The organism is Chitinophaga sp., from assembly GCF_019236475.1.
In the GTDB taxonomy this organism is placed as follows: domain Bacteria; phylum Bacteroidota; class Bacteroidia; order Chitinophagales; family Chitinophagaceae; genus Chitinophaga.
Window position 1 is genome coordinate 1,101,877 of record NZ_JAFAIX010000012.1, and the last position, 25,576, is coordinate 1,127,452.

Genomic DNA, 25,576 nt, shown 5'->3' on the forward strand with positions numbered 1-25,576 from the left:
ATCCCAATAACAGCTGTATCGGAAGATGTGGCTGTTATTGTCGATTTATAAGATAAAGAAATTTAGAGATGAATATCGTAGAGAAATTGCAATGGCGTTATGCTGTTAAGAAATTTGACCCGAGCAAAAAACTGAGCAAAGAGCAGTTAAATAATTTGATTGCAGCCACTCGTTTGTCTGCTTCCGCTTATGGCTTGCAGCCATATAAAATGCTGGTAATAGAAAATCCTGCTGTGCGTGAAAAACTGAGAGCAGCTTCCTATAACCAGCCACAGATCACCGATGCATCCCAATTGATTGTGTTTGCGAGAGTAGCTGACTTGGCAGAATCACACGTGGATGATTATACGAAGAACATTGCCGAAACACGCAATATAGATCATGCCATGCTGTCTGACTTTTCTAATATGATGAAAGGTACAGTACGTAGCTTGGATGCCGCCGGTGCTGCTGCTTGGACTTCCAAACAGGCATATATTGCCTTGGGTACCTTGCTGACAGCCGCCGCCGATTTAGGTATTGATGCTGCTCCAATGGAAGGTTTTGTTCCTGCGCAATACGATGAAATTTTAGGACTGAAAGAGAAAGGTTTATCTGCTGTGGTAATTGCAGCAGTAGGATTTAGATCAACAGAAGATGCGATGCAGCATGCTAAGAAAGTACGTAAGCCATTGGAAGAATTCGTAGAAGTAATTTAAGGATCAATTGACAGGTAATAGGAATGGCCTCTTTGCGGATATCTGCGGAGAGGCCTTTCTATGTACACGATGAATTCCGGAATTAATTTGTAATTTGGCGTCCTACACTGCTTTTTTCACCGCAAAAAGTAAAATATTAAAACATGAAAAGATTTGCATCTGCCAATTGGCAAGGAACTGGTAAGGAAGGTAAAGGTTCGCTGACTTCCCAAGCTGGTGCCCTGAATAACACACCATATTCTTTCAGCAGCCGTTTTGAAGATGGCGCTGGAACAAACCCTGAAGAGCTGGTTGCTGCTGCGCATGCTGGCTGTTTCACTATGAAGCTGAGCTTCATCATTTCCGGTGCAGGTCTGACTCCTGGTAACATCGATACCAAATGCACTATTACTTTCGAGAACGGCGCTATCGTAGAAAGCCACCTGGAAGTAAAAGCGAGCGTTCCTGGTCTGGATGCAGCTAAGTTTGCTGAATTTGCAAAAGATGCAGAAGCAAACTGCCCTATTTCCAAACTGCTGAATACAAAAATTACCATGGATGCTACCCTGGTATAATCAATAACTGTATTTATCTTTCAAAAGGGCTGCCACTGGCGGCCCTTTTGTATTTTTGTCCATGCTTTTCTATGGAACGTCCATTCTCTACCCATTGCAGATGTGCGATATTTGTATTGTTTAAAAAGGAGTAATTATGAAACAAATAATACATCGTGCAGCAGACAGGGGATTCGCAGATCATGGCTGGCTGAAATCACATCATACCTTTAGCTTCGCTAATTACTATAATCCTGAAATGATTCATTTCGGTGCACTTCGCGTACTCAACGACGATTGGGTAAAAGGTGGTATGGGCTTCGGTTCTCACCCGCACGATAACATGGAAATTGTGTCTATTGTATTGAATGGCGCGCTTGCACATAAAGATAATACCGGCAGAGATAAAGTGATCCAAACAAACGAAATTCAGATTATGAGTGCCGGTACAGGTATGGTTCACTCTGAATTCAATGCCAGTAAAACAGAAGATGTAAACTTTCTCCAGATCTGGGTTTTCCCGAAACACAGAAATGTACATCCTCGTTATGATCAACTGGCTTTCGATCCACAAGATCGACATAATAAAATGCAGGTCGTAATTTCTCCGGAACAAAAAGAAGGTCAACTCTGGTTACACCAGGATGCTTGGTTTTCTCTGGGGAATTTTGATGCAGGGCAACAGTTTACGATTGCTCCCAAACAGGCTGGTATAGGCAGTTATCTCTTCCTAATCAGTGGTGAAGCAAAAGTAGGAGATGATATATTGCAAGCAAAAGATGCAATTGGTATTTCGGATTACCAACAATTGGAGATTGAAGTAAACAAATCGGCAGAGTTTTTGTTAATAGATGTTCCGATGTTGCAATAATTCGAACTATATACTAACCCATTATTCGAGGGCGATAGGTAGCAATCCTGTCGCCCTTTTTTTATTGTAACTGCATTTTATTTTCCGGTAAAAAATTGTAACCTTAGCTCAAAGATCCTTACTAATGAAACGTCTTTCCCTGTTTGTCGTCTTCTGCTTCCTATTAACAGTTTTATGTAAAGCTGGCGAAAAGCATCCCCGCGTGGCTTCTTGCGATAAATGTATCGTTATTGCAGAGCAATCAGAAAATAGAATAGTCATTGTAGATATCCAATCTGGGAAAATGATTTGGGAGTGGAGACCCGATCGCTCCAACGTGCAGCCGGATCACGTAAAATGGTTCAGTAATCCCAGCGAGGCCAAGGTGGTATATAACCGCCATTATGTACTGATGACGGCATCGGGAGGAGGTGTTGCACTGATTCGGATTGCAGACAAAAAAGTAGTCTTTTATGCTTATGCCGGAGGGAATACGCATTCCGCAGAACTCCTACCCGATGGCAATATCGTTAGTGCTTCCAGTACCGGCAATTTCCTGACGGTATTTAAAACAGATACAGATCATTTCCCGGATGGCGTGTATGCGAAAAAGATACCTATTGAGTTTGGTCATAACGTGGTTTGGGATGGATGGAGAAACAAACTGTGGTCCGTGGGAATGTCGTCTATCCGTTCATTTCGTTATAATCATAATTGCGCTGCACCTGATTTAGTGTCAGATACAACGATTGCTATGCCAGGCACAGAAGGACACGATCTTTTTCCTGTATACGGTCAACAACGACTGTGGCTTACCAATGCCAGCAATGTGTATTACTTTGATGTGATCCTCCAGAAATTGACGCCGGCCGACCGCGTATTACAAGATAATATCAAGAGCGTATCTTCTGGCCCTGCTGGCTTCCCTACTATTGTGATCAGGCCTAAAGAATCCTGGTGGACAGACGAAGTACTGGATGCTGGCGCCAATATTATTTTCCAGCATAAAGGATGGAAAATTTATAAAGCAAGATGGGTCTTACCTGATACTTTCAGCAATCCGGAAGGATTTGATTTTCATATCTGCAAATAATTATACTGTATGCTGGTTTCCCTGATTTTGGCTAACTTCATATCGGACTAATGATGGAACCTATGCTGTTGGCTACAGATCTTGATGGAACCTTTCTAGGAGGAACAGACGAAGACAGAACAACTTTATATCAGCTTATTAAAGAATCGCCTGACTTACGCTTGGTATTTGTAACAGGAAGGGGTATACGAAGTGTTTTGAATTTATTGGAAGACACGGACCTTCCGAGGCCTGAGTATATCATCTGTGATGTGGGTGCTACCGTTACGCATTTCCCGACAATGATGCCTGTAGAGCCCATACAATCGGGTATAGCGGCCAAGTGGCCGGGCGATCAAGTACGTGAAAGGCTGAAAACCGTGGCAGGTCTGTTACATCAGGAAGCGCAACAGCAATACCGCTGCTCTTACTATTACGATGCACAAACAGATATTACTTCCGCGCAAACAGTAGCCACTGCTTTCTCTTGTGATCTATTGTTATCTGCCGGCAAATACTTGGATGTATTACCAGGAGGCGTAAACAAAGGATATACGCTCTTGAAATTGTTGGAAGTATTGGGAACAGCGCAGGATCAGGTTTTGGTAGCAGGAGATTCTATGAATGATCTGGCTATGTATGAAACAGGTTTGCGAGGCGTAGTAGTAGGTGGTGCAGAGGATGAATTGCTGACGCAGACAGCCAGTATGCAGCACGTCTGGCATGCCCACAGAATTGGGGCAGGCGGCATACTTGAAGCGATGGAAAAACATCATTCTTTTACCACACTGATTGATAATGTGTGATTAAGATAGTGTAATTTGAAATTATCCATTGCTACGGATAAAGTCCGTACCTTAGAAGAACGTTACGTGAAAATATAACAATAGTCTGGTGTAATCTGTTAATTGGATATTGACGATAGCTTAGTTAATGATGCTTATTTTAATCATCATTTAAATTAATACACCATGGATACCAGCACACAACCCACAGATCTGCATGAGCAGATTAATTCCTGGAAGGAAGAAGTTAGAGAAGTAAAAGAAGAAGTAGGATTGATGCGGGAGAGGCTCGAACAGATCGCTCTGAGTAAAGCACCCAAAGAGGTGATGAGTAGAGTGGAGCACTTTGAGAACCGCATCCTACGGCAGCGAGAGGTCGCAGATGAAATGTTCCACGACATCAAGCAATGTGCAAAAAAACTAGCGGACTCCCCGTCCATAGTGAACCACGATGACCGTCCTGTAGAAGATTACGACACGATACAAGGGCGTATGGAAACTTTCCAAAAACTATATACGGAATTAAAAAGTGAATTCAATCAGTTCATGTCTGCTCATGGCTAGCGCCTCCATTGATAGCACGGGCCTTTGATTCGATTTTATGAATGATTTCATCCAGTTGCAATGTGGATTGGCGTAACCAGTCCATCAACTGAGCATTGAAGCGCATGTCTTTATTCTCCAGATCAAACAATTCTGCGATGCTGAGAATTGAGACAACGGGTCTACGTATTTCATGGGAGTTGATCCAGGATATTTCTTTTAACGTCCGGTTTTGTTCTTCCAGTCGTTTAGCCTGGCGGACATGTTGATCTATGTCTTGCATCATACCAATCATGCGAACGGCATCGCCACTTTCGTAGGTAATATTGGCTCTATCGGTAACATATTTGTAATTACCATCTGCACATCTAAATCTATATTCGGCAGACCAGTAATGACGATGAGCGAAAGTGGCGTTATCCAGCGAAGCGATTACTGAATGACGGTCTTCCGGATGAATATTATTTTTCCACCATTGCAAAACCTCTGTGAATTTATCATTTTTGTAATGGAAGATGCTGGATAGTCCGTGATTCCATACCACTGCGCCTGTGAGCAGATTTCGATCATATACGGCATCATTGGTAGCTTGTGCCAGCAGTTCATACCTTACTCCTTCTTCGCTTGCTTTCCTGGCGGCTTTTATTTGGTTATCCACATCTTTCGCCATAATAAACCTGGCTTCTTTACCGCGATAGATAACAGAGTGACCGTATATTTCAACAAAGAAATTGACCCCGTTTTTCTTCCTGTGTTTCCAGATACCACGATATTCCACACCATTACAACGTTCGCGCACATTATTCATCAGGTAAGGAATTTCTTCCTTTTTTCGGATATCCTTTAACGTTAGTTGTAAAAACTCCTTGCGGGTGAAGCCGTATTGTGCGACGGCAGCGTTATTAACGGAGAGAAAACGGAGCGTACTCTTTTCATAGATCCACATGGGAATCGGATGATCGTAGAAGAGGCGTTCATACTGAATAGATCTGCGAGTTCTTCTGACAGCTAGAATAATGACTATAATGATGGCTGCTATTAACAACAATTCGTTACAAAACAGCAGGTATTGAACATCTGCTGTAAGAAATTGAATGCCTGTATTGGGTGCAAGAAGGAAGTATCCGTTTATGCTTGCCACAATGGTCAACAGGCATAGTACAACGATTTTCAGAGGAACCTTTCGCATTCCTGAAGTTCCTCAATTTTTTGCAATTATGGATGGGCTGATAAAAAATTAATATCAGGCTGGTCCTCGTGATTACACTTCGATAATAGCAGGCCCATCTGTGATATAGCCAGTGCAAGTCAGTACCAATCCTTGCTTAAGGTCGCGGTCGGTGAGTACTTCATTGACAGACATCCACACTGTTCCTTTTTTGCATTGCACTGTACAAGAGCCACAAACGCCACCCTTGCAACTATACGGAAGAGCAATACCTTGGTCTAATGCATATTGTAGGATGGGTTCGTTTCCTGGTACTTGCAGTTCAATTTCTTGCCCATGTAATTGAATCGTGAGTTGTTTGGGACTGGCATCTTCTGGAATGCCTATTCTTTCGATTTTAGCGGCTGTATTTACCACGAAATTCTCTTTATAGAGCTGATCTTCACGGAAGCCTATAAATGTCAGTGTAAGCACAATCATGCGCATATAATCCGGTGGGCCGCAGAGGAAGAATTGTGCATCTGCTGCCTGATAGCGGAGATGTTGTTTTACCAGCATTTCCAGCAGGATATTACTTAATCGGCGATACGCATGTAGCGCATCCGGATCGTTGCTGTATAAGTAGATGACTTTTAATTGAGACGGGTATTGTTTCTCCAATTCCTGGATTTGTTGCAGGAAGATGGTTCTTTCTGGAGAAGAGTTGCTGTATATGAGTTTAACAGCAGCGGTTGGCTCTGTATGGAGGAACTGGCGTAAGATGGCGTAGACTGGGGAAATGCCGCTTCCGGCAGCCAATAGGAAGATATCTCTTGGTTGGGAGGAGGTGGGCCCAGGTGTAAAGCGTCCGGAGGGTTCTAGGGCGGTGACGATATCTCCGATTTGCCATGTATGGAGGATATGGCGGGAGATTTCACCGTTTTCCTTGCGGCGGATGGTGACAGCCAGGTGTTTATCCAATCCGGGAGTGGTACTGATAGAATAAGAGCGACGGTGTGTGATATTATGCAACTGGATGAGAAAGGTGAGAAACTGTCCCGTTCGGTATTCGATTTTTTCAGGTTGGGTGTTTTCCAACATGTAGGTGCGGGTATCTTCCGTTTCCCTGATTATAGCTGTGATTCTGAGTTCCAGGTACATAATGGGTGGGTAAAAAAAGAGTTACAGGCGTTGAGGCCTGTAACTCCGGTATTATGAAAGCATTTGCTGCTTAAGCAGTGACAGTGATTTTGTCTTTCATCATTTCGCGGGCAGCGCGGGCGATACCAGCGGCATCGTATCCACATTCGCGGAAGAGTTCTTCCGGTTTGCCATGTTCGATGATTTTATCAGGAACGCCGAGCATTCTGATATCGGCCTTATAGTTGTGTTGGGCCATGAATTCCAGGACAGCGCTACCGAAGCCACCGGTGATAGTACCATCTTCAACGGTGATAACTTTATCGTATTGCTGGAATATTTCGTGTAGCAGGGTTTCATCCAGTGGTTTAACGAAACGCATATCGTAGTGACCTGGCTGGAGGCCATCGGCGAGGAGTTCTCTGATGGCTTCTGTTACGAAGTTTCCTGGGTGACCGATGGAGAGGATAGCGATATCTTTTCCATCGCGGAGTTTACGGCCGGTACCTGTTTGTATGGCTTTGAAAGGAGTACGCCATTCAGGCATCACACCTTGTCCGCGTGGGTAGCGGATCACATACGGCAGGTTATTTTCCGGCAGTTGAGCGCTATACATGAGGTTACGGAGTTCTTCCTCGTTCATTGGGGCGCTGATGATGACGTTAGGGATACCGCGCATAAAGGCGATATCGTACACACCGTGGTGCGTAGGGCCATCTTCGCCTACCAATCCGGCTCTGTCAAGACAGAAGACTACTGGTAACTTTTGAATAGCTACATCATGTACTGCCTGGTCGAAGGCCCGTTGGAAGAAGGATGAGTAGATGTTACAGAACACGCGCATACCCTGGGTGGCCATACCGGCGGAGAGGGTAACCGCATGTTGTTCACAGATACCCACGTCGAATGCGCGATCTGGCATTTTTTCCATCATGAATTTGAGGGAGGAGCCAGAAGGCATAGCGGGGGTGATGCCAAGGATTTTATCGTTTTGTTCGGCCAGTTCGATGATGGTATGGCCGAAAACGTCTTGGTATTTAGGTGGCTGAGGTCTTTCAGGTACTTTCTTGAAGATCTCGCCGGTGATTTTATCGAAGAGGCCTGGTGCGTGCCAGGTGGTTTGGTCCTTTTCTGCGAGGGCATAGCCTTTACCTTTAGTGGTAACGATATGGAGCAGTTTAGGGCCAGGGATATCTTTCAGGTCCTGGAGGGTATCTGTCAGTTTGGTGATATTATGACCATCGATAGGGCCAAAATAGCGCATACCGAAAGATTCGAACAGGTTACTGGATTTGGATACCACGCCTTTGAGGCTGGCTTCCAGTTTGGAGGCCATTTCGCGGGTGAAATTCTTACCTACCGGCAGTTTTCCCAGCAGATTCCATACGTCATCGCGGAGTTTATTGTAGGTAGGAGAAGTAGTGATATCGGTAAGATATTCTTTGAGGGCGCCCACGTTAGGGTCGATAGACATGCAGTTATCGTTGAGGATAATCAGCACGTTTGCATTGGCAACGCCGGCGTGGTTGAGGGCTTCGAAGGCCATACCCGCTGTCATGGCGCCATCACCGATAACCGCAATATGCTGACGATCGAATTCGCCTTTATAGTGGGAGGCCATGGCCATACCCAATGCCGCAGATATAGAGGTGGAGGAATGGCCTACACCGAAGGTATCGTATTGGCTTTCATCTCTTTTAGGAAATCCGCTGATGCCTTTGTATTTCCTGTTTGTAGGGAATACTTCTCTCCTACCGGTCAGGATTTTGTGGCCGTAGGCCTGGTGGCCGACGTCCCAAACCAGTTGATCGTAGGGAGTATTATATACGTAATGCAATGCCACTGTCAGTTCCACCACACCAAGGCTGGCGGCGAAGTGGCCACCATGCACGCTTACAACGTCAATAATGTATTGACGCAGTTCTTCACAAACCTGGTGAAGCTGTTCCTTGCTTAACTTTCGAAGGTCAGCAGGATTTTCTATTTGGCTCAACAGTTGACCGGCCGTAATATTCATGATAAGGCTCAGGGTTTATTTAAGAGACAAAAATACGGAAAAAAGCTGTTGTTCTGGAGTTCTGGTTGATGGTTTGTTATCAAGCTGATAGTTTCCTAAATTTACAGAACTTATACAAAATTTCGTTCTATTTGTTTGCTACCCGTTCCTGAACCAGTTAACCGGTCATTGCACCTTTTGTAACAATTAGGTTTCAGTAGGGTTCCCAGAAGGGTATATTTGGTTATATACCTAGTATTCTAACATATATTAATGTTTAAGCATATTTCAAAATATTGGTGGTGCCAGATCACTGGATGGTTTTCATATTTCCTTGTCAATGCTTTTCTACATACTGGAGATATCACCGAAAGTTTTTATGGGGGACTGCTTGTCATCATAGTGTTGGGGGTTCTGTTCACGCATTTATTCCGCATGGGGGTAAAGAAGCTGGACTGGGAAGGGTATCCAATGGATAAGCAACTGATGTTCTTTTTTTGGATGTTGGTCGGTTCCGGGACCTTGATATTTGGTGGATTTTATGCCATTATGCGATATGTGGTGCAGGATGAGGATTTTGCCCATGCGAATCCATTCAGGGGATTATTGGGTTGTTACCTGATTATGACGGTCTGGTGGGTGATATATTTTTTATATCATTATATAGAACGGACGCGTATGGAGAAGCTGGATCAGTTGACCTTACAGGCGACGGTGAAGGAATTGGAGTTAAAGACGATCAAGGCGCAGTTGAATCCACATTTTATATTCAATGCGTTGAATAGTATTCGGGCGTTGGTGGATGAGAATCCGCAGCGTGCGCGGACGGCGATTACGGAGTTGTCCAATATATTGAGAAGTTCTATGGCAGCAGAGAAGGCGGAAACCGTGAGTATGGAGAAGGAGCTGAATATTGTAAAGGATTATTTGGCATTAGAGACGATACGATTTGAGGAACGATTGAATGTTACCTACGATATAGACCCGGAAACACTGGGCTTGCAGGTACCGCCGATGATGTTACAGACATTAGTGGAAAATGCCATTAAGCATGGTATTTCCAAGACCATCAGTGGAGGGAACGTACATATAAGTTCTCGACTGAAGGGATTGCAGCATGAAATCTTGATTGAAAATACAGGCCAGTTTGTGGAGAAATTGAAGAATGGGCATGGTTTTGGCCTTGAAAGTACACGTCAGCGGTTGAGTCTGCTATTCGGGAACCGGGCATCTTTTGAGATCAGGAATAAGGATGAAAAAATGGTGGAAGCCAGAGTAATAATGCCATTGCTGTAATAAAAACTGATAACTTTAAACCGCTGTAGCCGGAGCTAATCCAGCTATGGCATTCTTATATTTATTAACTTGATTTAATCATCAACCAAACCTGATATTGCCAATGAAAAAAGCATTGATAATAGATGATGAACGTCTGGCGAGGAGTGAGCTAAAGAAGTTGCTCGCAGACCATCCAGAGATCGTGGTGGTGGGAGAAGCCGTAAATGCGAAGGATGGTATCGAGAAGATAGAGACTTTGCATCCTGACCTGTTGTTCTTAGACATTCAAATGCCTGATAAGACAGGTTTTGAGCTGTTGCAGGAGCTGGAAAAAATGCCGCAGGTTATTTTCACCACTGCCTATGATGAACATGCGTTGAAGGCATTTGAGTACAATGCATTGGACTACTTGTTGAAGCCAGTAGAGCCTAAGCGTCTGGCCGATGCCATTCACAAGCTGCATCAGCAGGAAGAAAAAGAGCGGATGGCTGCCACTGGGGCTGTTCGTACAATGTTGTCTGAAAGTGACCAGGTATTTGTAAAAGATGGGGATCGCTGTTGGTTTGTAAAGCTGCAGGAGATACGTCTTTTTGAAAGTGTAGGAAACTATGCGAGGGTTTATTTTGAGTCTAACAAACCATTGATACTCAAATCCTTAAATGCTTTGGAAGAGCGTTTGGATGAAAGAGTATTTTTCCGTGCCAACCGTAAGCATATTGTAAACCTGCGTATGATTGAGAAAATTGATACCTATTTCAACGGGGGATTATTGCTAGAAATGCGTGGAGGTGAGAAAATTGAAGTGAGCCGCAGACAGGCGGTGAAATTTAAGGAGATGATGAGTCTCTAGAACGATAGGAAGTTACTTAAGTGTGTTGTAATATGCCGGCATAGACCGAGCTTGTAAAAAAAGTTGCTACTAAAAATATTAGGGCCCCTGTTTCTGCAGGGGCCCCATTTTTTATTATAACGCGTTTTAGATCTGTCTATGCTTTTACGGGAGCGTTCACGGAGTGAACGGCATCGGCGAGTTCTTTGATAAGGGAGGGGTCATGTTCGATCGCATTACCTACCACGATGATATCGGCGCCGGCTTTGCAGTTACGGTAGGCTTTTTCCGCATCGCGGATACCGCCGCCCACGATGATGGGGGCACTTACTTGGCTGGCCACACGGCTGATCATCGTTTCTGTGATAGGTATACGGGCGCCGCTGCCGGCATCCATATAGATCACTTTCATGCCCAGCATTTCGCCGGCCATGGCAGTGCACATAGCTATATCCGCTTTATCTGAAGGGATGGGGGTTGCATTACTAATGTAAGATACAGTAGTAGGAGCGCCACCATCAATGACCATATATCCTGTAGAAATTACTTCCAGGCCGCTTTTTTTAACGGCTGCCGCAGATACAACATGCTGGCCAATCAGGAGCTCAGGGTTTCTTCCTGAGATCATAGAAAGGTATAGCAGGGCATCTGCATATCGAGATACCTGCGAAGGGCTTCCCGGGAATAATACAACCGGGATATCGCAACTGGCTTTAAGTTGTTGAACACATTCATCCAGATGGTCGGTAATAACAAGGCTGCCACCAAGGAAGATATAGTCTACTTTGGCAGTTGTGCATTTTGCACCCAGTTCTATGATCCCTTCAGGGGTTACCTTGTCAGGATCAATCAAAACCGCGAATGCTTTTTCCTTCTTAGCCTTCCTTTCGATGAACGAATTGTATATTTTATTGTACATCAATAGCGCATTGTTCCGGTTGTCGCAAATGTATAATTTTTTTGTTAATAACCTACATTGATAAATAAATATGCATGACAGTCATTTTTTATTCATGAAGTTCATGATAACTACATCCTTATAAGTGACATAATTCTAATGCGTCCCTTTCTGGCAAATTTTGAGCCGGAAATATCGGGTTTGGGGATGTTTTTTAATAACAATCCTGCCCGCAAAGAGTTTGTGCAATTATCCACAAGCTGTGCAAAATAAGTAGGTTATTCTACCCGATTAAAAAATTACTTTAGTGGTACCCGCAGCGCAGTAACCAGTATTGTATAATCCTAAGAAAAATTAAGCATGAAAAATCCAGCAAACAGAGAAGCCGGACTTGAGTTTACGCGTCATTTCAGCAAGGCCGGAGTAAGCCCCTATGAGCAGTTTGAATATGATTTTCGTTCTTCTGTGATCAGGAATCCTGGTGGGGATATCGTTTTCGAGATGAACAATGTGGAAGTTCCATCGGGGTGGTCGCAAATTGCGACGGATATCTTAGCCCAGAAGTACTTCCGGAAAGCCGGTGTGCCGCAATCCGACGGTAGTTTGGGGCGTGAAACCTCCGTGAAGCAGGTTGTCCATCGTATGGCTAATTGTTGGAAGGCTTGGGGAGAGAAATATGGTTATTTCGCGTCGCCGAGGGATGCCCAAGTATTTTACGATGAACTGGTGTACAGCATGCTGAATCAGGGTTGTGTACCTAATTCGCCACAATGGTTTAATACGGGGTTGTTTGAGAGTTATGGCATAAAAGGAAAACCGCAGGGGCATTATTATGTGGAGCAGCAGACCGGAAAACTGGAGAAATCCACTTCCGCCTATGAGCGGCCGCAGCCACATGCCTGTTTTATCCTGAGTGTGAATGACGACTTGGTAAATGATGGCGGTATTATGGACCTCTGGCAACGGGAAGCGCGCATTTTCAAGTATGGTTCTGGTGTAGGAACGAATTTCTCCCGCATTCGTGGAGAAGGGGAAAAGCTCAGTGGTGGAGGCACCAGCAGCGGATTGATGAGTTTCCTTAAAATCGGGGACCGGGCAGCAGGTGCTATCAAATCTGGCGGTACCACGAGAAGAGCTGCTAAAATGGTGTGCCTGGACCTGGATCATCCAGAAATTATGGACTTCATCAATTGGAAAGTAGAAGAAGAAAAGAAAGTAGGGGCATTAATTGCTGCCGGTTATTCTTCAGATTATGAAGGCGAAGCCTATAGAACTGTATCCGGACAGAATTCTAATAATTCCGTTCGTATTCCTAATAAATTTTTCCATCAGTTGGAAGAAGATGGTGATTGGGAACTGATTGCCCGCACCACCGGTAAGCCCGTAAAGACGCTGAAAGCGCGGGAAATATGGGATCAAATTGCCTATGCCGCCTGGCGTTGTGCAGATCCCGGAACACAGTACGATACCACCATCAATGAGTGGCATACTTGTCCGAAAGGAGGACGTATTAATGCTTCGAATCCATGTTCGGAGTATATGTTCCTGGATAATACCGCTTGTAATCTTGCTTCCGTGAACCTGCGCAGATTCTTTGATGATAGCAGCAGTATGTTTGATGTACCAGGATTTGAATATACGGTCAGGTTGTGGACAGTAGTGTTGGAGATTTCCGTGTTAATGGCGCAGTTTCCATCCAAAGAGGTGGCGCAGTTGAGTTATGATTATCGTACGTTGGGATTGGGATTTGCCAACCTGGGTTCCATGCTGATGGTAAGCGGAATACCGTATGATAGTGAAGAGGCCAGGGGAATAGCTGGTGCTATCACCGCCATTATGACGGGAGTAGCTTATCGTACTTCCGCGGAAATGGCTGCTCATTTGGGACCTTTTGCGCGGTATAGTGAGAACCGGGAAGATATGTTGCGGGTGATGCGGAACCATCGGGCGGCAGCTTACGATGCCAGTGATGCGTATGAGGGACTGGAAATTAAGCCTGCAGGGATCCATGCAGTATATTGTCCGGATTACTTGCTGAAAGCCGCTACAAAAGCCTGGGATGAAGCCGTGAAGCTAGGAGAAGTGTATGGATACCGGAATGCACAAGCAACTGTAATCGCTCCAACTGGCACAATAGGATTGGTGATGGATTGTGATACCACCGGTGTGGAACCTGATTTTGCATTAGTGAAATTCAAGAAGCTCTCCGGGGGCGGTTATTTTAAGATCATCAATCAGTCGATTCCATCAGCCCTTCAGCATCTTGGGTACGCGTCTCCCGAAATCAAAGCTATTGTAGACTATGCCAAAGGTACTGGCTCCTTTGCCGGTGCGCCTTATATCAATCATCAGTCGCTCAGCGAAAAGGGATTTATAGGAGAAGAGTTGAAGAAGCTGGATAATGCCGTGGTTTCTTCTTTTGATATTGCATTCGTATTCAATGTGCATACGCTTGGGGAAGAATGTTTGCAGCGGTTAGGATTCAAACCGGAAGAGTATTTCAGTTTGGAATTCAGTCTGTTACATGCATTAGGATTTAATGACGAGGAAATTGATGCTGCAAATGATTATGTATGCGGCACCATGACCGTAGAAGGTGCACCATATCTGAAAGAAGAACATTTGGCCGTATTTGACTGTGCAAATAAATGTGGCAAGCATGGGCAGCGGTACATACATCCGCATGGGCATATTCGGATGATGGCTGCCACGCAGCCGTTCATTTCAGGGGCTATCTCCAAAACGATCAATTTGCCACATGAAGCAGAAGTAGATGCGATTGCAGATGCTTATCTGCTCAGTTGGCAGTTAGGACTCAAAGCTTGTGCGCTTTACCGAGATGGAAGTAAGCTTAGTCAGCCGCTGAGTAACAAGAGTGAAAAGAAAAAGAAATCAGATGCGCCTGTGGCGGCCACTTCCCAGATAATAGACCTGGATGATCTCAGTACGGAAGAGTTGTTAGAGGAAGTGAATAAGCGTATGCAGGCCAGTAAGGATACCACATTGAAGCGTCAGTTGTCTAGGATCGTGGAGCGTAAAGCTTTGCCATCCAAACGAGGTGGGTTTACCCAGAAAGCGAGAGTAGGCGGACAGGCCATTTACTTACATACTGGGGAGTACGCTGACGGTACGTTGGGTGAGATTTTCGTTGATCTGGCGAAAGAGGGATCTACTTTACGTAGTTTAATGAACTGTTTTTCAATTGCCGTATCGGTAGGACTGCAATATGGTGTGCCGTTGGAAGAGTTTGTAGACAAGTTTGTGTTTACTCGATTTGAGCCGGCGGGGATGGTAGATCATCCGAACATAAAGACAGCCACATCGTTGGTGGACTTCATTTTCAGGGTATTAGGGTATGAATACTTGGGACGGACTGATCTGGTACATGTATTAGATGCGCCGGCGAATACGGGTGAAGAAGATGAAGAGGCGCCTGGTGTGATGCCGCCATTATCGAATGTGCGGGTTACAGCAGCAGGAAATTCTGCTGCATCCGCTCCTAAGGCCGTAAAGCAGCCTGTGACAGCAGTTCAAAAAGGTGAAAATAGTACGCAAGATTACATGAGAAGTATGCAAAGTGATGCGCCTGCTTGTAATGTTTGTGGTCATATTACCGTACGTTCCGGAACATGTTACAAATGTCTGAATTGCGGTAACAGCATGGGTTGTAGCTGAATTGGTGTTGCAACTCTTGTTAATGATATGTTATTTAGCCTTTAAAATTTCAAAGAAAAATAACATGCCCTTACCTTTGTATTCAAATAGGGTTTTCATAGGATAGTAACAAATTGAGGGCGCTTTTCTAGGCGCCCTTTTATTTTTTAAAAATATAGGTATCCAGGAGCCCGTCAATACCTTCTACTCTATCTCCGATTATTCTGTCGGTGGATCAGATATTTCATTTTCTTTAAAATTTGCTTCTTTTTTTAATTGAACTAAAAAATAAGTCCTCTTTTTTAGTGCTTTTCCAATATTTACCTTGTCGTGATCGTCATGATATAATTTTATTATATTTGTTATTGTATTAATTTTTATTATGGTTACTGTCCTATGAAAAACCAAATATTCCTACACCGCGTGATTCATCATGCACTGTAAATGACTCTCGAAAGCAATGGTTCGCCCATTGCTTTTGTTTTTTTAAGAAATGGTCTCTTTTTGGGCGTTTTTCGTCAATTTTCCCGAAAAAATTTTAACATAACTTAATCCCAAAATAAATTGTATTTTTAGATCCGTAAATTTTGCGCCTTATGAAGAAGCTGTTGTTCCTGCTGTTGGTAGTATTGGCCGCAGCCGCATCAGCATATGCCAACACTGGGTTCAAGAATGGAGATAACAATGGAGATAAAAACGGTGGAGATAACAACGATAACCGTAATAATTCCAAAACTATCGCTAATAACAAGCCACTGCGAGTGGAAGAGTTTGTCTTCTTGTTTCCCAGGGTAGAATCTCCTGAAAAAGTAGATGAGGGAGAGTTGGAAAAAGCTATTGTGGATCTGTACAAATGGTACCTCCAGAACGAAAATAAGATCAACGCCAACGACTTCCTGAAGTCTAGTGGCAAGGAACTGCTATTTCCATTTAAAGTGGATCCTAAGGTGCTGCAACAGTATTTCCTGTTCGTAAAGAAGAATTTTCCAGGTTTCAGCGAAGACGACCTGAGCAACTGCAAGCGGTCTCGCAAGAAAGAAGCCGTTACTGTACGCGACGATATGGATAACCCATTGTCGATTTCCGTTAACAGATAAATTTGGTGGCATTACGTAATGCATGTAGAGTTTAATTACAATAAGGGGGAAGTGTTAAGTGCATTGCGTTATCATTTTATGCATCGAGGCGAAATCAAGGTATTTCGCAACACTATTATCATCTTCCTACTGGCCACTTTCGCTGGCTATGTTTTCCATCTGGTTACAATTGGCGCTTTAACCGGCATCACTGTTATGATCCTGGCTTTAGTGTGGGTATTTTGGTACCTGTTACCCATGTCTATCTACACCCGCGCTGAGACCTTCAAAGATGAAATACGTCTGAAGTTTGAAGACGAAGGATTAATGATTTCCACCGGCACTAGCTATCAAGAACGTAAGATCAGTTGGAATAAGTTTTCCAAAGTGGTGGAAACCAAAGAATTTATTTACCTGTATAGAGATAAGAAATCATTTTTCCTCATTCCAGCCAGCGCGTTTAAATCTCATGAGGCGTTTGAAAACTGTGTGAAATTTCTGAAAGAGAAGATTGCGGCGTAGGTTTTTAGAGGTTATATCAATAAAAAGGGAAAAGGGGTTGACGTCTGCGACGTCAACCCCTTTTCCCTTTTTTGTCGGCCCTGCCCAGCGGGCAGGGCCGACAAAAAAGCTTTGCACTGCTGGTAGGGCGACAGGCAGCAGATTTACGCGTGTCTCCCTATAAATCAAAATTGTGAAATACGCCAAAGTGCAAGATATGATTCATGGTTTTCGCTCCTGAAGTGACCTGTATCAACTGATTCATGTAACCAATATCCACTTTCAGATTCGATTTGATCTGGTAACCAGTGGCCACCAAGAAACGATTTTGATCAAATAGCAAATTGCTGATCTGATTACCCCACAGATTCAAGAAGATTTCATCTTGCAATGCGATATAGAATGGCGTTACCTCCTTTTTGTGTTTGATAGGCAACTGCGTACGATTGAAATACCGGGTTCGGTTGCCATATTTCCAATCATTTACAGGCTTATGTGGGCCGTCTGGATTGGGTTGGCCTACCCAGCGCTGTTCCAGTCGGAAACGATGCGTCATGTCGACCTGTTTGCTTTTGTGGATATACTGCTGGAAAATACGATGTTCTGGTAGCCAAGTATCCGCAGCATTGCTGTAGGTGGGGATATACGCATATCCCAGTAGTACATGATTTTGTTTATTCAGCGAATATTGCAAACCACCCCGCACCAGGAGTTGGCCTTTGTTGCTGAAACCATCGCGAATACGAAGCTGGACATCAAAAGGAATGGCCCATTTATTATTGATTTTAGCGGTACCGAAATAGGTATACCAGTTTTGATATAGATGCGTGACATCCTGCGCCACTGCTTGCTGGCAGACAAACGCCAACAGCAGCAGCCATGAAAATTTTCTACTCATTGCTACTTACGAATATAGGTTGGCATTAAAGATAAAAATTTGATGGAGATCTAAAAAGGTAGGACTGTTAATGAAATATACAATCGCTTTTAAATGGGAAACGCCCGGATCAGCTATAGTAGCTGTTTCCGGACGTCAGATGATTGTTGTTGTGTTATAGTTGCGACTTTGTTAAAATTTATTGTACCAGAGTTTTGTTCCCTTCGTATCCCCTCCTATTGCTTGGGATGCTTTCTGGTAATTGTCGGGGTTCTGCGTGGTTTCAGAAATGAGGTAAGTGAGTCGGTATGGAACGAAAGTAACTTTTGGGTCCACAGTGCCAGATACCGGCGCTATGAATAATGGCGCTCCGCCTGGTTTTGCGAAGTGCAGTCTTGTTCTTTCAAACCATGCCTGAAACCCTTGTGGATAAAAGGCCAGCCATTTTTGTGATCCAATCACATTTCTCCAATCTGCACTATTGTAAGGAACCCTAGTGAGATAGGCATTGATATCCGTATCCGTGTAACTAGCTTTTCCAAGTGTGCGCCAGTACTCCAGCGACGCTCTTACGGCGTTGTTGTAATGCGTGGTGGCATCTCCTACATTCCAACCTCTAGCCGCAGCTTCTGCCAGAATGAATTCCACTTCGGAATAACTCATCAGGATACCTGGCATAGTAGCGCTATATACCTGCTTTCCAGGGAAGGAGTATTCATTTGGCGGAAGCCTGTTTTTATCAGAACTGGAAGTACCATAGGCCAGACCTTTGATAGTATCTGAGTTTCTGGCAGGGCGTGCATAGATATTCAGTCGCGGGTCCTGTACGCTTTTCATATAATCTACCAGGGTAGATGTAACGAAAAACTCGCTGATTTCCCTTTCGGATTCATTGTACGGAAACTTGTTTGGCGCTGCATCCATGTATTGGAATTGCGCATTATCCGCATTGCTGCTGAGGGCATTCTGCCAATGGGCTTCGATGATCTGTTGGGCCAGTTGTGGATTCGCATCTGCCATACGGATAGCCATACGCAGCATGAGTGAATGTGCCAGCTTTTTCCAGAGGGCCACTTTCCCATTATAGATAATATCTCCGGAATTAAAGCTGCTTTGGTTTTCATCCATTACATTAATCTGTTGCTGGAGTGTGTCCAGTAAAGATTTGTAGATGGTTTGGGCATCATCATATGCCGGAGTGATATTGGTAGTTACCTGAAATGCCTGTGTGTACGGAATATTGCCGTAGGTATCTGCCAATATTTGGTAGATCCAGGATTTCATGATTAGCGCAATGGCGTTCTGGTTAGCAACACCCACTTTATTGGTTTTGGAATTGTTTTGTTTTACCAGATCGTCCAGGTTGTGGAGGGCAGTGCTGTACAAAGTGTTCCACAATGCTGCGTTGTTGCCTTCATCCAGTTGGTATTGCGCGTCGTTGGTGCGGGAATTTCCTGTCCAGAATTGCGCGTATTCCATGGCGATATAACCATTTTGTAATCCACTATACAGTACATCCATAGCGGATTTTTGAGCGCCAGTCAGTAGATATTGTGGTTGTGTCTCCGTAGGTTTTGTTGGATTACGGTTATAATCTTCCAGTTTTTTACAACCGGTGAAAGCTGCTGTGATGGCCACCAGGGCTATTGTGCTATATCTAGTTATCTTATTCATCATACATCTCAAAAGTTTAGAATGACACATTCAGGTTCAGGCCGATGGATCTGATAGATGGCAGTGCACCCCCTTCAATCCCTTGGATATTCGAAGCGGAATTGAGGATGTTGGATGGATCCACATTAGGCGCATTGGACTTGATCAGCCATAGGTTACGACCATAGAGTGAAAGTCGTGCGGCTTGTGCTTTTATCTTCTTATACCATGCTTCCGGTAGTGTATAACCCAATTTCACCTCGCGGAGGTAGATATAGCTTGCATCGTACAGGTTGGCCTTACTGATAACATTACCACCATTGAAGTTGAAATGATCTTTTGCAGTGATCAGGGTGGTATTAGGTTTACCATCGTCTGTTACACCTGGAACGATGATACCTTTATCGCGGATATCGTTGGCTACCGTGCTTTCCAGCAGACCTGATTTCTCTCCGTATAGGTTGGTATAGGAGAAGAAGTTGCCGCCTTTTTGGAAGTCGATCAGTGCAGAGAGGTAGATCCCTTTATAGCTGAAGCTATTGGTGATACCACCTACATAATCCGGATAGGCGTTACCGATAGGTTTAATACCACTTACTTGATAATAGCCATTGGCATCCACTTTCCTGTTGCCGCGATCATCGTAGACATAATCCGTACCCATTATGGTACCCAGTGGCTCCCCTACTTTCGCTACCACAGAGACTTTCTGTGTACGTCTGTCTGTACCGATGTTCAGCAGCGATAGCGCCAGGTTATATTGGTTCACCTCCATATTCAACAGTTTGTTCCTGTTGCGGGCCACGTTGGCGTTGATATCCCAGCGGAAGCCGTTTTTCAGGCGGATAGGATTCAGGTTTATGCCGATTTCCACCCCTTTGTTCTGAACAGTACCACCATTGACATAAGTGCTGGTATAGCCAGTAGCAGCAGGGATTTGCAAAGGCAGCAGTTGGTCTTTAGTGGTTTTATCGTAGTAGGTAAAGTCAACGCCTATACGATTATCTAAGAATTTCAATTCGATACCTGTTTCAAACTCTGAAGTACGTTCTGGTTTGAGTTGCAGGTTGTTTTTAGTTGGATCGAAGTTATTGATAGGGTTATTTCCGAATGGCGGAATGAACTGGTAGGTATCATAGAGGCGGTATACATCCGCATCATTACCTACAGCAGCCACGCTACCGCGAAGTTTACCGAAGCTGAGCCATTTCCAGTCTTTCAGCAGATCGGAAAATACGAAGGATGCAGACGCAGAAGGATAGAAATACTGATTATTTCCTTTCAGGAGCGTTGAGCTCCAGTCGCTGCGGCCTGTCAGGTCCAGGAACAGGAAGTTTTTATAACCCAGGTTTGCTGTAGCAAAAACAGAGTTGATTTGTTTTTCTGCATATTCATCGATGATGTTAGCAGGTGTAACAGAGTTGAGCAAATTATAAATACCTGGCGTGATGAGTCCACCGTTGGTAGAACCGCCGGTGGTAGTCCATTTGCGGTGCATGATATTGCCGCCAGCAGTAGCATTCAATTGGAAGCTGCTGCTTAGTTCCTTGTGTACATTAGCAGAAAATTCGTAGTTCAATTCTCTTGACGTGCGGATACGTTTGATGTAACCACCTACCAGATAATCTTTGGCCGTTCTTTCCTCTTCCAGTTGGTTGTAATCGTCCATATAAACGCGGCCGCGGAAGGTTAGCCATTTGGTAGCGTCGTAGTCGAGGCCAGCATAGCCGAACATACGGTTACGGCTATCCGTTTCGTAGTCCATATAACGGTTCCAGTAGGGGCCGTTGCTGGATGACATAGTATCGTTATTCCAGGCGCGGCGATTCCAGGTCATTTGGGAGCCATCTGGATATTGGTAGATTTTCTCTTTATCGAGTTCCAATTGACGTTGACCGTACATGGTGAACTGGAGTGTAGGGTTAGGACCCGTGAAGCCAGTGCCAGGGCGGCCTTTCGCGCTCAGAGAGCTATAGTTGACAGCCGCAGTAGCCGTGAGGCCTTTACCCAGTTTATAGTTTCCGTTGAACGAGAGATTATTACGTTTCAGGGTGGAATTAGGCAGCACGAATTTCTGATCCATATTGCCATAGGAGAGGCGGAAAGCACCTTTATCGTTAGTGCCGCTCATCGCGATATTGTTGGTGACTGTGACGCCTGTTTTGTAGAAATTCCGCACATTATTCGGTTGTGGCGACCATTTAGTGGTTTGACCGAAGAAAGGATTGTTTTTATCTTTTCCCCAAGACCAATATGGGCGGACGATCTGGCCGTTGAGACGAGGGCCCCAGGATTGATCTTCATAGTATTGCGGCATGAGATCGTAGCGGCCTTTCCCGTTGTTATCATCGTAGGTGGCAGCTTGTTCATTGAGGAATCCTTCCGGGTGTTGATTATAGTAGAGTGTATCAAATTTTCCTGTAGCGCCGCCACCGTAAAGGTTTTGGTATTTAGGCAGTACAGAAACCTGGTCTATTTGTGCATTCAGGCTATAAGTAACGCCGATGCCACCTTCCGCATCGGGGCGTTTTTTGGTAGTGAGGAGGAGAACCCCATTTGCACCGCGGCTACCATAGAGGGCTGTAGCTGCCGCCCCTTTCAATACCGAGATATTATCGATATCTTCTGGGTTGATATCTTGGAGGGGGCTACCATAGTCGTATCCGCCGCCACCATTGAGTTGTCCGCCTTGGTTTGTGTTTGTATTCATGATAGGCACCCCGTCTACCACGAAGAAAGCGTTGTTATCGCCGAGGATGGATTTAACGCCGCGGATCGTAATTTTTGAGGAGCCGCCCATAGAGCCGCTGTTGGTGTTTACTTGGAGGCCAGGTACTTTACCGCTGAGGGCATTCACGAAGTTGGCCTCTTTCGCCTCTTGTACCGTATTTCCGGCCACTTCTTGCATCGCGAAGCCCACGCTACGAGGGTTTTTTCGTATACCCAGGGCAGTTACCACCACTTCATTCAGGACTTTTTTACCACTGTTGGCAGTAGATAATTTGATATTGATCTCTCCCTTTTTAGTGATGGGTATTAGTTGTTCTGCGTAGGTAGGAGCGCTAACGATGATGGTATCATGGATAGCGGCTTTCATGGTGTAGGCGCCGGTAGCATCCGAAGTGGTGCCGGTACCTGACTTTTTATTTTTGATCATGGCGCCAGGAATGGGTGTTCCGGCATCATCTTTCACAGTACCGTTGATCGTAAACTTATTGATATCCTGTCGGATGGTTTTTTCATCCGGAGGGAGGATAACACCGGTATCCTTTGTAGGATTGGGTTTGCTGGTATCTTTAGCTGAAACTGTTGTGTCCTTCTTGGGTTTCGCAGGAGTAGTGTCAGCAGCGGGTTTGATAACAGCAGGAGTTGTTGTATCCTGTTGTTGCTGCATAAGCAGAAACCCATGTGGGATTGTGTATGCACTGCTTGAGGTATAGCAGAAAAGGGCATAGCACAGCCCCAACCAGGCTGGTACTTGGCTTCTCATTATATAGTGCTTGATTTGGTTACAAAATTTTTGGGACGGGATGGCAAATGCTAAGCCGTCTACAGTTAAATGGCACGATCTATCAAGTACTATACAATCGAGAAGTCTTTTACAATGGGTTGTAGATTAAAAAAAAATCAGATTAGGTTTTTCTGCATTTCGTAGTGAGGTATCCCAACTTCTGTAAATTCTTTACCAGCAATGGAATAGCCGAGTTTCTCATAGAATCCGGCTGCTTCTTTGCGGGCATGCATCATGAGCGTTTTAAAGCCATCATTGCGCGCGATATTTTCTGCGTAGATGATGATATCTCTGCCGATGCCTTTGCCTTGAAGGATTGATGATACCGCCATTTGGCGAAGCTGCACGATGTCTTGATTTTCTGTTGGAGAGAGAATACAGCAGCCGACGAGGGTTGTTTTTTCATTTTCGGTGTAGAAGGCGCCGATCAGGACATCATTGATTTCCTGTTGGAGATATTCTTCGGAGAAGGTTAGCCCTAGCGGTTTTCGTAATATTTCATCGCGGAGGGCAACCATGTCGTGGTAGTCGCAACTACCGTATTCGAGTATACGAAAAGTTATCATGAGCATCAGGTATTAAGCAAAGATGGGCTATGCCGTTGTTTTAGCACGTGTCTCCCGAAATAATATTTACAAATATATTGCCATCAGGTGAAAAGTTGTTCTTCGAAGAACTGGATGATGAGATGATCTATAGATCTTACTTCCAACATTTCATCTTGAATGCGGAGGGCATTTGGGTGGGTATCTGTACAGATGACTTTTTTGATGATACCGCTATTTTTAATGCGTTGCCAGCCATTTCCCGCGAAGATGCCGTGGGTAGTGATCACATTTATCTCGGCAGCGCCGGCTTCTTTATAAGCCTCCGCAGCATGAATTAAGGAGCCACCGGTGCGGATCATATCATCGTAGATAATGACTGTTTTGTCTTTCACATCAGCGCTGATGGCCGTGATGGCGGTTTCGTCTCCGGAGAGGCGGCGTTTAAAGACAAAAGCAGCGGGCACATGCAGGTCGTTAGCGAGCGATTCCACCCATTTAGCGCGGCCAGCGTCTGTACTGGCCAGGACAAAGGGATGGCCATCTGCCAGTTCCCAGGCGGCCTCTTTAACAAAGGTTTTAGCGTATATGTGGACAGGGCGGACACCGCTTTCAAAATAGTGGGTGATACCGTCTACATGGAGATCTATCAGCACTATTTGGTTCCCATGGGCCGTTTGTGGCAGGGATGAGAACAGGACGGCACGTGTTTTAGCTTTTACGATTTCGCCGTATTTCACTGCTCTTTCCATCGTAGAATAGCCGAAAAACGGGATAACGATCGAAATAGCCGTGGCGCCCATTTGGATACAGCCGCTAGCGAGGTCATAGAGCTCCAGGGTTTCTTTATCGTCAATAGTGCCGCCCAGGAGGACTACCTCGCGGTTTCTCACATTAGAGAGGATGCGGTGATAGTGTTCCCCATCGGGGAAATCGCGAATATCGAGTTGTCCATTTTCCCATTGTGGCAGGGAAATGGCGAGGATTCGATCTTTCAAGTATTGATAGCGCTGGGTAGCGAAAATGATTTTTTGCGGCATGATTAAAGAGTCGTCTATAGTAAAATTAGCTAATAATACGGACAGGTGGGATATTTATCCCCCTGATAATTAATAAATTTGCCGCTGAGCACTGTCGCACTGCAAAAAAATACGTTTAGCCAATTTCATTTTAACGTTTCTTTTGCGGGTGGAAGATTAATTTTGAAAGATTACAACTTACATGGTTCGTTTTTTCGCATATATCGGAGCACTTATTATTTTCTTATTCATCAACCTACAGGATACTGTTGCACAAGTACGATTGTCCGGTATGGTGGCGGATCAGGATACCAAGGTGGGAATTCCTTTTGTTTCTGTTTTAAATAAGAAAGCAATGACGGGCACTCTCAGTGCTGAGAATGGTCGTTTTTATATTGAGGCAATGCCTGGAGATACGGTAGAATTCTCCATGGTAGGTTATGCCACACGGGTAATCGTGACACCAGGAATGAGTGCCACTTTTGACGTATTAATGCAAAAGCGTTTGTATGAATTAGGAGGCGTGAATGTGCAGGGGAAAAGTCATTTGAAGGATTCTATCGCGATGCGAGAAGAGTATAAAAAGTATTTCAATTATAAAAAGCCAGGAGCAGTGGATGTGTTGAAGACATTACCCACTAATCCGATAACAGCGCTCACTTACCTGGTGCCTAGCAAAACGAGGAAGCGTAAAGAAGAATTTAAGGAGCAGTTGATGTACTGGGAGAAAGAGAAGTTCATTGACTATCGTTATTCTCCTGAAGTAGTGGGTAGAATGACGAAATTGCAAAGTCCGGAATTGGATTCTTTCATGTTGCATTATCGCCCTACTTACCAGTTTCTGAATGATGCTTCTGAATATGATTTGTTGTTATATATCAAGAACTCATTTGAAGAGTGGAAGAAGCAGCATGGTGCTACAGGCACCGTTAGTAGCGGGACTGCAGTACACTAAGATTAAGATATAGCGG

At 44.5% G+C, this 25,576-nt stretch carries 21 protein-coding genes; 12 read left to right on the forward strand and 9 right to left on the reverse strand.

The genetic code is table 11. From position 1 onward, the window contains the following. Positions 1-68: 68 nt before the first annotated feature. From JO154_RS20795 to JO154_RS20820, 6 genes are all read left to right on the forward strand, one after another. Entirely contained in the window at positions 69-698 is a 630-nt protein-coding gene (locus tag JO154_RS20795) for an NAD(P)H-dependent oxidoreductase (RefSeq protein ID WP_291949099.1), read from the forward strand. A 143-nt stretch (positions 699-841) separates the two neighbouring features. Then, positions 842-1,252, forward strand: coding sequence for an OsmC family protein (locus JO154_RS20800; protein WP_291949101.1), 411 nt, complete (start codon positions 842-844; stop codon positions 1,250-1,252). Positions 1,253-1,388: 136 nt separating this feature from the next. Beyond that, positions 1,389-2,102 (forward strand): pirin family protein, encoded by a 714-nt coding sequence (locus tag JO154_RS20805; protein WP_291949103.1) that lies wholly within the window; start codon positions 1,389-1,391, stop codon positions 2,100-2,102. 124 nt (positions 2,103-2,226) lie between these two features. Next, positions 2,227-3,174, forward strand: coding sequence for a DUF6528 family protein (locus tag JO154_RS20810; protein WP_291949106.1), 948 nt, complete (start codon positions 2,227-2,229; stop codon positions 3,172-3,174). A gap of 50 nt (positions 3,175-3,224) precedes the next feature. Then, the gene (locus JO154_RS20815) at positions 3,225-3,959 is read left to right on the forward strand and encodes an HAD family hydrolase (RefSeq protein ID WP_291949108.1); all 735 of its coding nucleotides are present in this window, start codon (positions 3,225-3,227) and stop codon (positions 3,957-3,959) included. A gap of 165 nt (positions 3,960-4,124) precedes the next feature. Then, positions 4,125-4,502 carry a hypothetical protein gene (locus JO154_RS20820; RefSeq protein ID WP_291949110.1) on the forward strand — a complete coding sequence of 126 codons (378 nt, stop codon included), beginning with the start codon at positions 4,125-4,127 and terminating at the stop codon, positions 4,500-4,502. On the opposite strand, the gene JO154_RS20825 is transcribed toward JO154_RS20820, so the two are convergent. The 3 genes from JO154_RS20825 to dxs all read right to left on the reverse strand — a co-directional run bounded on the left by JO154_RS20825 (position 4,483) and on the right by dxs (position 8,785). After that, positions 4,483-5,670, reverse strand: a complete 1,188-nt coding sequence (locus JO154_RS20825; protein ID WP_291949112.1) for a PAS domain-containing protein — start codon at positions 5,668-5,670, stop codon at positions 4,483-4,485. The genes JO154_RS20820 and JO154_RS20825 overlap by 20 nt on opposite strands. Before the next feature lie 72 nt (positions 5,671-5,742). Then, positions 5,743-6,789 carry an iron-sulfur cluster-binding domain-containing protein gene (locus JO154_RS20830; protein WP_291949114.1) on the reverse strand — a complete coding sequence of 349 codons (1,047 nt, stop codon included), beginning with the start codon at positions 6,787-6,789 and terminating at the stop codon, positions 5,743-5,745. A 70-nt stretch (positions 6,790-6,859) separates the two neighbouring features. After that, on the reverse strand, positions 6,860-8,785 hold the full coding sequence (gene dxs / locus JO154_RS20835) for a 1-deoxy-D-xylulose-5-phosphate synthase (protein WP_291949116.1): 1,926 nt from the start codon (positions 8,783-8,785) through the stop codon (positions 6,860-6,862). Positions 8,786-9,037: 252 nt separating this feature from the next. Here dxs and JO154_RS20840 point away from each other — a divergent pair, with 252 nt between their 5' ends. Together JO154_RS20840 and JO154_RS20845 are read left to right on the forward strand one after the other, a co-directional pair. Further along, complete coding sequence (locus JO154_RS20840; RefSeq protein ID WP_291949118.1) at positions 9,038-10,060, forward strand: histidine kinase; 1,023 nt, start codon at positions 9,038-9,040, stop codon at positions 10,058-10,060. A 103-nt stretch (positions 10,061-10,163) separates the two neighbouring features. Next, a complete protein-coding gene (locus JO154_RS20845; protein WP_111594756.1) occupies positions 10,164-10,892 on the forward strand; it encodes a response regulator in 729 nt (242 codons plus the stop codon). A gap of 136 nt (positions 10,893-11,028) precedes the next feature. Here JO154_RS20845 and JO154_RS20850 read toward each other — a convergent pair whose 3' ends face one another. Beyond that, positions 11,029-11,790: a geranylgeranylglyceryl/heptaprenylglyceryl phosphate synthase gene (locus tag JO154_RS20850; protein WP_291949122.1), complete on the reverse strand. Its 762-nt coding sequence runs from the start codon at positions 11,788-11,790 to the stop codon at positions 11,029-11,031. Between the two features lie 339 nt (positions 11,791-12,129). Here JO154_RS20850 and JO154_RS20855 point away from each other — a divergent pair, with 339 nt between their 5' ends. The 3 genes from JO154_RS20855 (at position 12,130) to JO154_RS20865 (ending at position 17,021) form a co-directional block, all read left to right on the forward strand. Beyond that, positions 12,130-15,444, forward strand: a complete 3,315-nt coding sequence (locus tag JO154_RS20855; RefSeq protein WP_291949124.1) for a vitamin B12-dependent ribonucleotide reductase — start codon at positions 12,130-12,132, stop codon at positions 15,442-15,444. Between the two features lie 575 nt (positions 15,445-16,019). Then, positions 16,020-16,520: a hypothetical protein gene (locus tag JO154_RS20860; protein ID WP_291949126.1), complete on the forward strand. Its 501-nt coding sequence runs from the start codon at positions 16,020-16,022 to the stop codon at positions 16,518-16,520. A gap of 78 nt (positions 16,521-16,598) precedes the next feature. After that, complete coding sequence (locus tag JO154_RS20865; RefSeq protein WP_291949128.1) at positions 16,599-17,021, forward strand: YcxB family protein; 423 nt, start codon at positions 16,599-16,601, stop codon at positions 17,019-17,021. 157 nt (positions 17,022-17,178) lie between these two features. Here the strand turns inward: JO154_RS20865 and JO154_RS20870 are convergent, their stop codons facing one another. The 5 genes from JO154_RS20870 to prs form a co-directional block, all read right to left on the reverse strand. Continuing rightward, positions 17,179-17,898 (reverse strand): DUF2490 domain-containing protein, encoded by a 720-nt coding sequence (locus tag JO154_RS20870; RefSeq protein ID WP_291949130.1) that lies wholly within the window; start codon positions 17,896-17,898, stop codon positions 17,179-17,181. Positions 17,899-18,069: 171 nt separating this feature from the next. Then, entirely contained in the window at positions 18,070-19,554 is a 1,485-nt protein-coding gene (locus JO154_RS20875) for a SusD/RagB family nutrient-binding outer membrane lipoprotein (protein ID WP_291949132.1), read from the reverse strand. Positions 19,555-19,567: 13 nt separating this feature from the next. Then, positions 19,568-22,924, reverse strand: a complete 3,357-nt coding sequence (locus tag JO154_RS20880; RefSeq protein WP_291949134.1) for a SusC/RagA family TonB-linked outer membrane protein — start codon at positions 22,922-22,924, stop codon at positions 19,568-19,570. A gap of 233 nt (positions 22,925-23,157) precedes the next feature. Next, entirely contained in the window at positions 23,158-23,607 is a 450-nt protein-coding gene (locus JO154_RS20885) for a GNAT family N-acetyltransferase (protein ID WP_291949135.1), read from the reverse strand. An 83-nt stretch (positions 23,608-23,690) separates the two neighbouring features. Then, the gene (gene prs, locus JO154_RS20890) at positions 23,691-24,626 is read right to left on the reverse strand and encodes a ribose-phosphate diphosphokinase (protein ID WP_291949136.1); all 936 of its coding nucleotides are present in this window, start codon (positions 24,624-24,626) and stop codon (positions 23,691-23,693) included. A 181-nt stretch (positions 24,627-24,807) separates the two neighbouring features. Here prs and JO154_RS20895 point away from each other — a divergent pair, with 181 nt between their 5' ends. Next, positions 24,808-25,560 (forward strand): carboxypeptidase-like regulatory domain-containing protein, encoded by a 753-nt coding sequence (locus JO154_RS20895; protein WP_291949138.1) that lies wholly within the window; start codon positions 24,808-24,810, stop codon positions 25,558-25,560. Positions 25,561-25,576: the final 16 nt, after the last annotated feature.

Coding starts and splice junctions, on each gene's coding strand:
- JO154_RS20795 (WP_291949099.1), top strand. CDS start 69: ATGAATATCGTAGAGAAATTGCAATGGCGTTATGCTGTTAAGAAATTT.
- JO154_RS20800 (WP_291949101.1), top strand. CDS start 842: ATGAAAAGATTTGCATCTGCCAATTGGCAAGGAACTGGTAAGGAAGGT.
- JO154_RS20805 (WP_291949103.1), top strand. CDS start 1,389: ATGAAACAAATAATACATCGTGCAGCAGACAGGGGATTCGCAGATCAT.
- JO154_RS20810 (WP_291949106.1), top strand. CDS start 2,227: ATGAAACGTCTTTCCCTGTTTGTCGTCTTCTGCTTCCTATTAACAGTT.
- JO154_RS20815 (WP_291949108.1), top strand. CDS start 3,225: ATGATGGAACCTATGCTGTTGGCTACAGATCTTGATGGAACCTTTCTA.
- JO154_RS20820 (WP_291949110.1), top strand. CDS start 4,125: ATGGATACCAGCACACAACCCACAGATCTGCATGAGCAGATTAATTCC.
- JO154_RS20825 (WP_291949112.1), bottom strand. CDS start 5,670: ATGCGAAAGGTTCCTCTGAAAATCGTTGTACTATGCCTGTTGACCATT.
- JO154_RS20830 (WP_291949114.1), bottom strand. CDS start 6,789: ATGTACCTGGAACTCAGAATCACAGCTATAATCAGGGAAACGGAAGAT.
- dxs (WP_291949116.1), bottom strand. CDS start 8,785: ATGAATATTACGGCCGGTCAACTGTTGAGCCAAATAGAAAATCCTGCT.
- JO154_RS20840 (WP_291949118.1), top strand. CDS start 9,038: ATGTTTAAGCATATTTCAAAATATTGGTGGTGCCAGATCACTGGATGG.
- JO154_RS20845 (WP_111594756.1), top strand. CDS start 10,164: ATGAAAAAAGCATTGATAATAGATGATGAACGTCTGGCGAGGAGTGAG.
- JO154_RS20850 (WP_291949122.1), bottom strand. CDS start 11,790: ATGTACAATAAAATATACAATTCGTTCATCGAAAGGAAGGCTAAGAAG.
- JO154_RS20855 (WP_291949124.1), top strand. CDS start 12,130: ATGAAAAATCCAGCAAACAGAGAAGCCGGACTTGAGTTTACGCGTCAT.
- JO154_RS20860 (WP_291949126.1), top strand. CDS start 16,020: ATGAAGAAGCTGTTGTTCCTGCTGTTGGTAGTATTGGCCGCAGCCGCA.
- JO154_RS20865 (WP_291949128.1), top strand. CDS start 16,599: ATGCATCGAGGCGAAATCAAGGTATTTCGCAACACTATTATCATCTTC.
- JO154_RS20870 (WP_291949130.1), bottom strand. CDS start 17,898: ATGAGTAGAAAATTTTCATGGCTGCTGCTGTTGGCGTTTGTCTGCCAG.
- JO154_RS20875 (WP_291949132.1), bottom strand. CDS start 19,554: ATGATGAATAAGATAACTAGATATAGCACAATAGCCCTGGTGGCCATC.
- JO154_RS20880 (WP_291949134.1), bottom strand. CDS start 22,924: ATGCAGCAACAACAGGATACAACAACTCCTGCTGTTATCAAACCCGCT.
- JO154_RS20885 (WP_291949135.1), bottom strand. CDS start 23,607: ATGATAACTTTTCGTATACTCGAATACGGTAGTTGCGACTACCACGAC.
- prs (WP_291949136.1), bottom strand. CDS start 24,626: ATGCCGCAAAAAATCATTTTCGCTACCCAGCGCTATCAATACTTGAAA.
- JO154_RS20895 (WP_291949138.1), top strand. CDS start 24,808: ATGGTTCGTTTTTTCGCATATATCGGAGCACTTATTATTTTCTTATTC.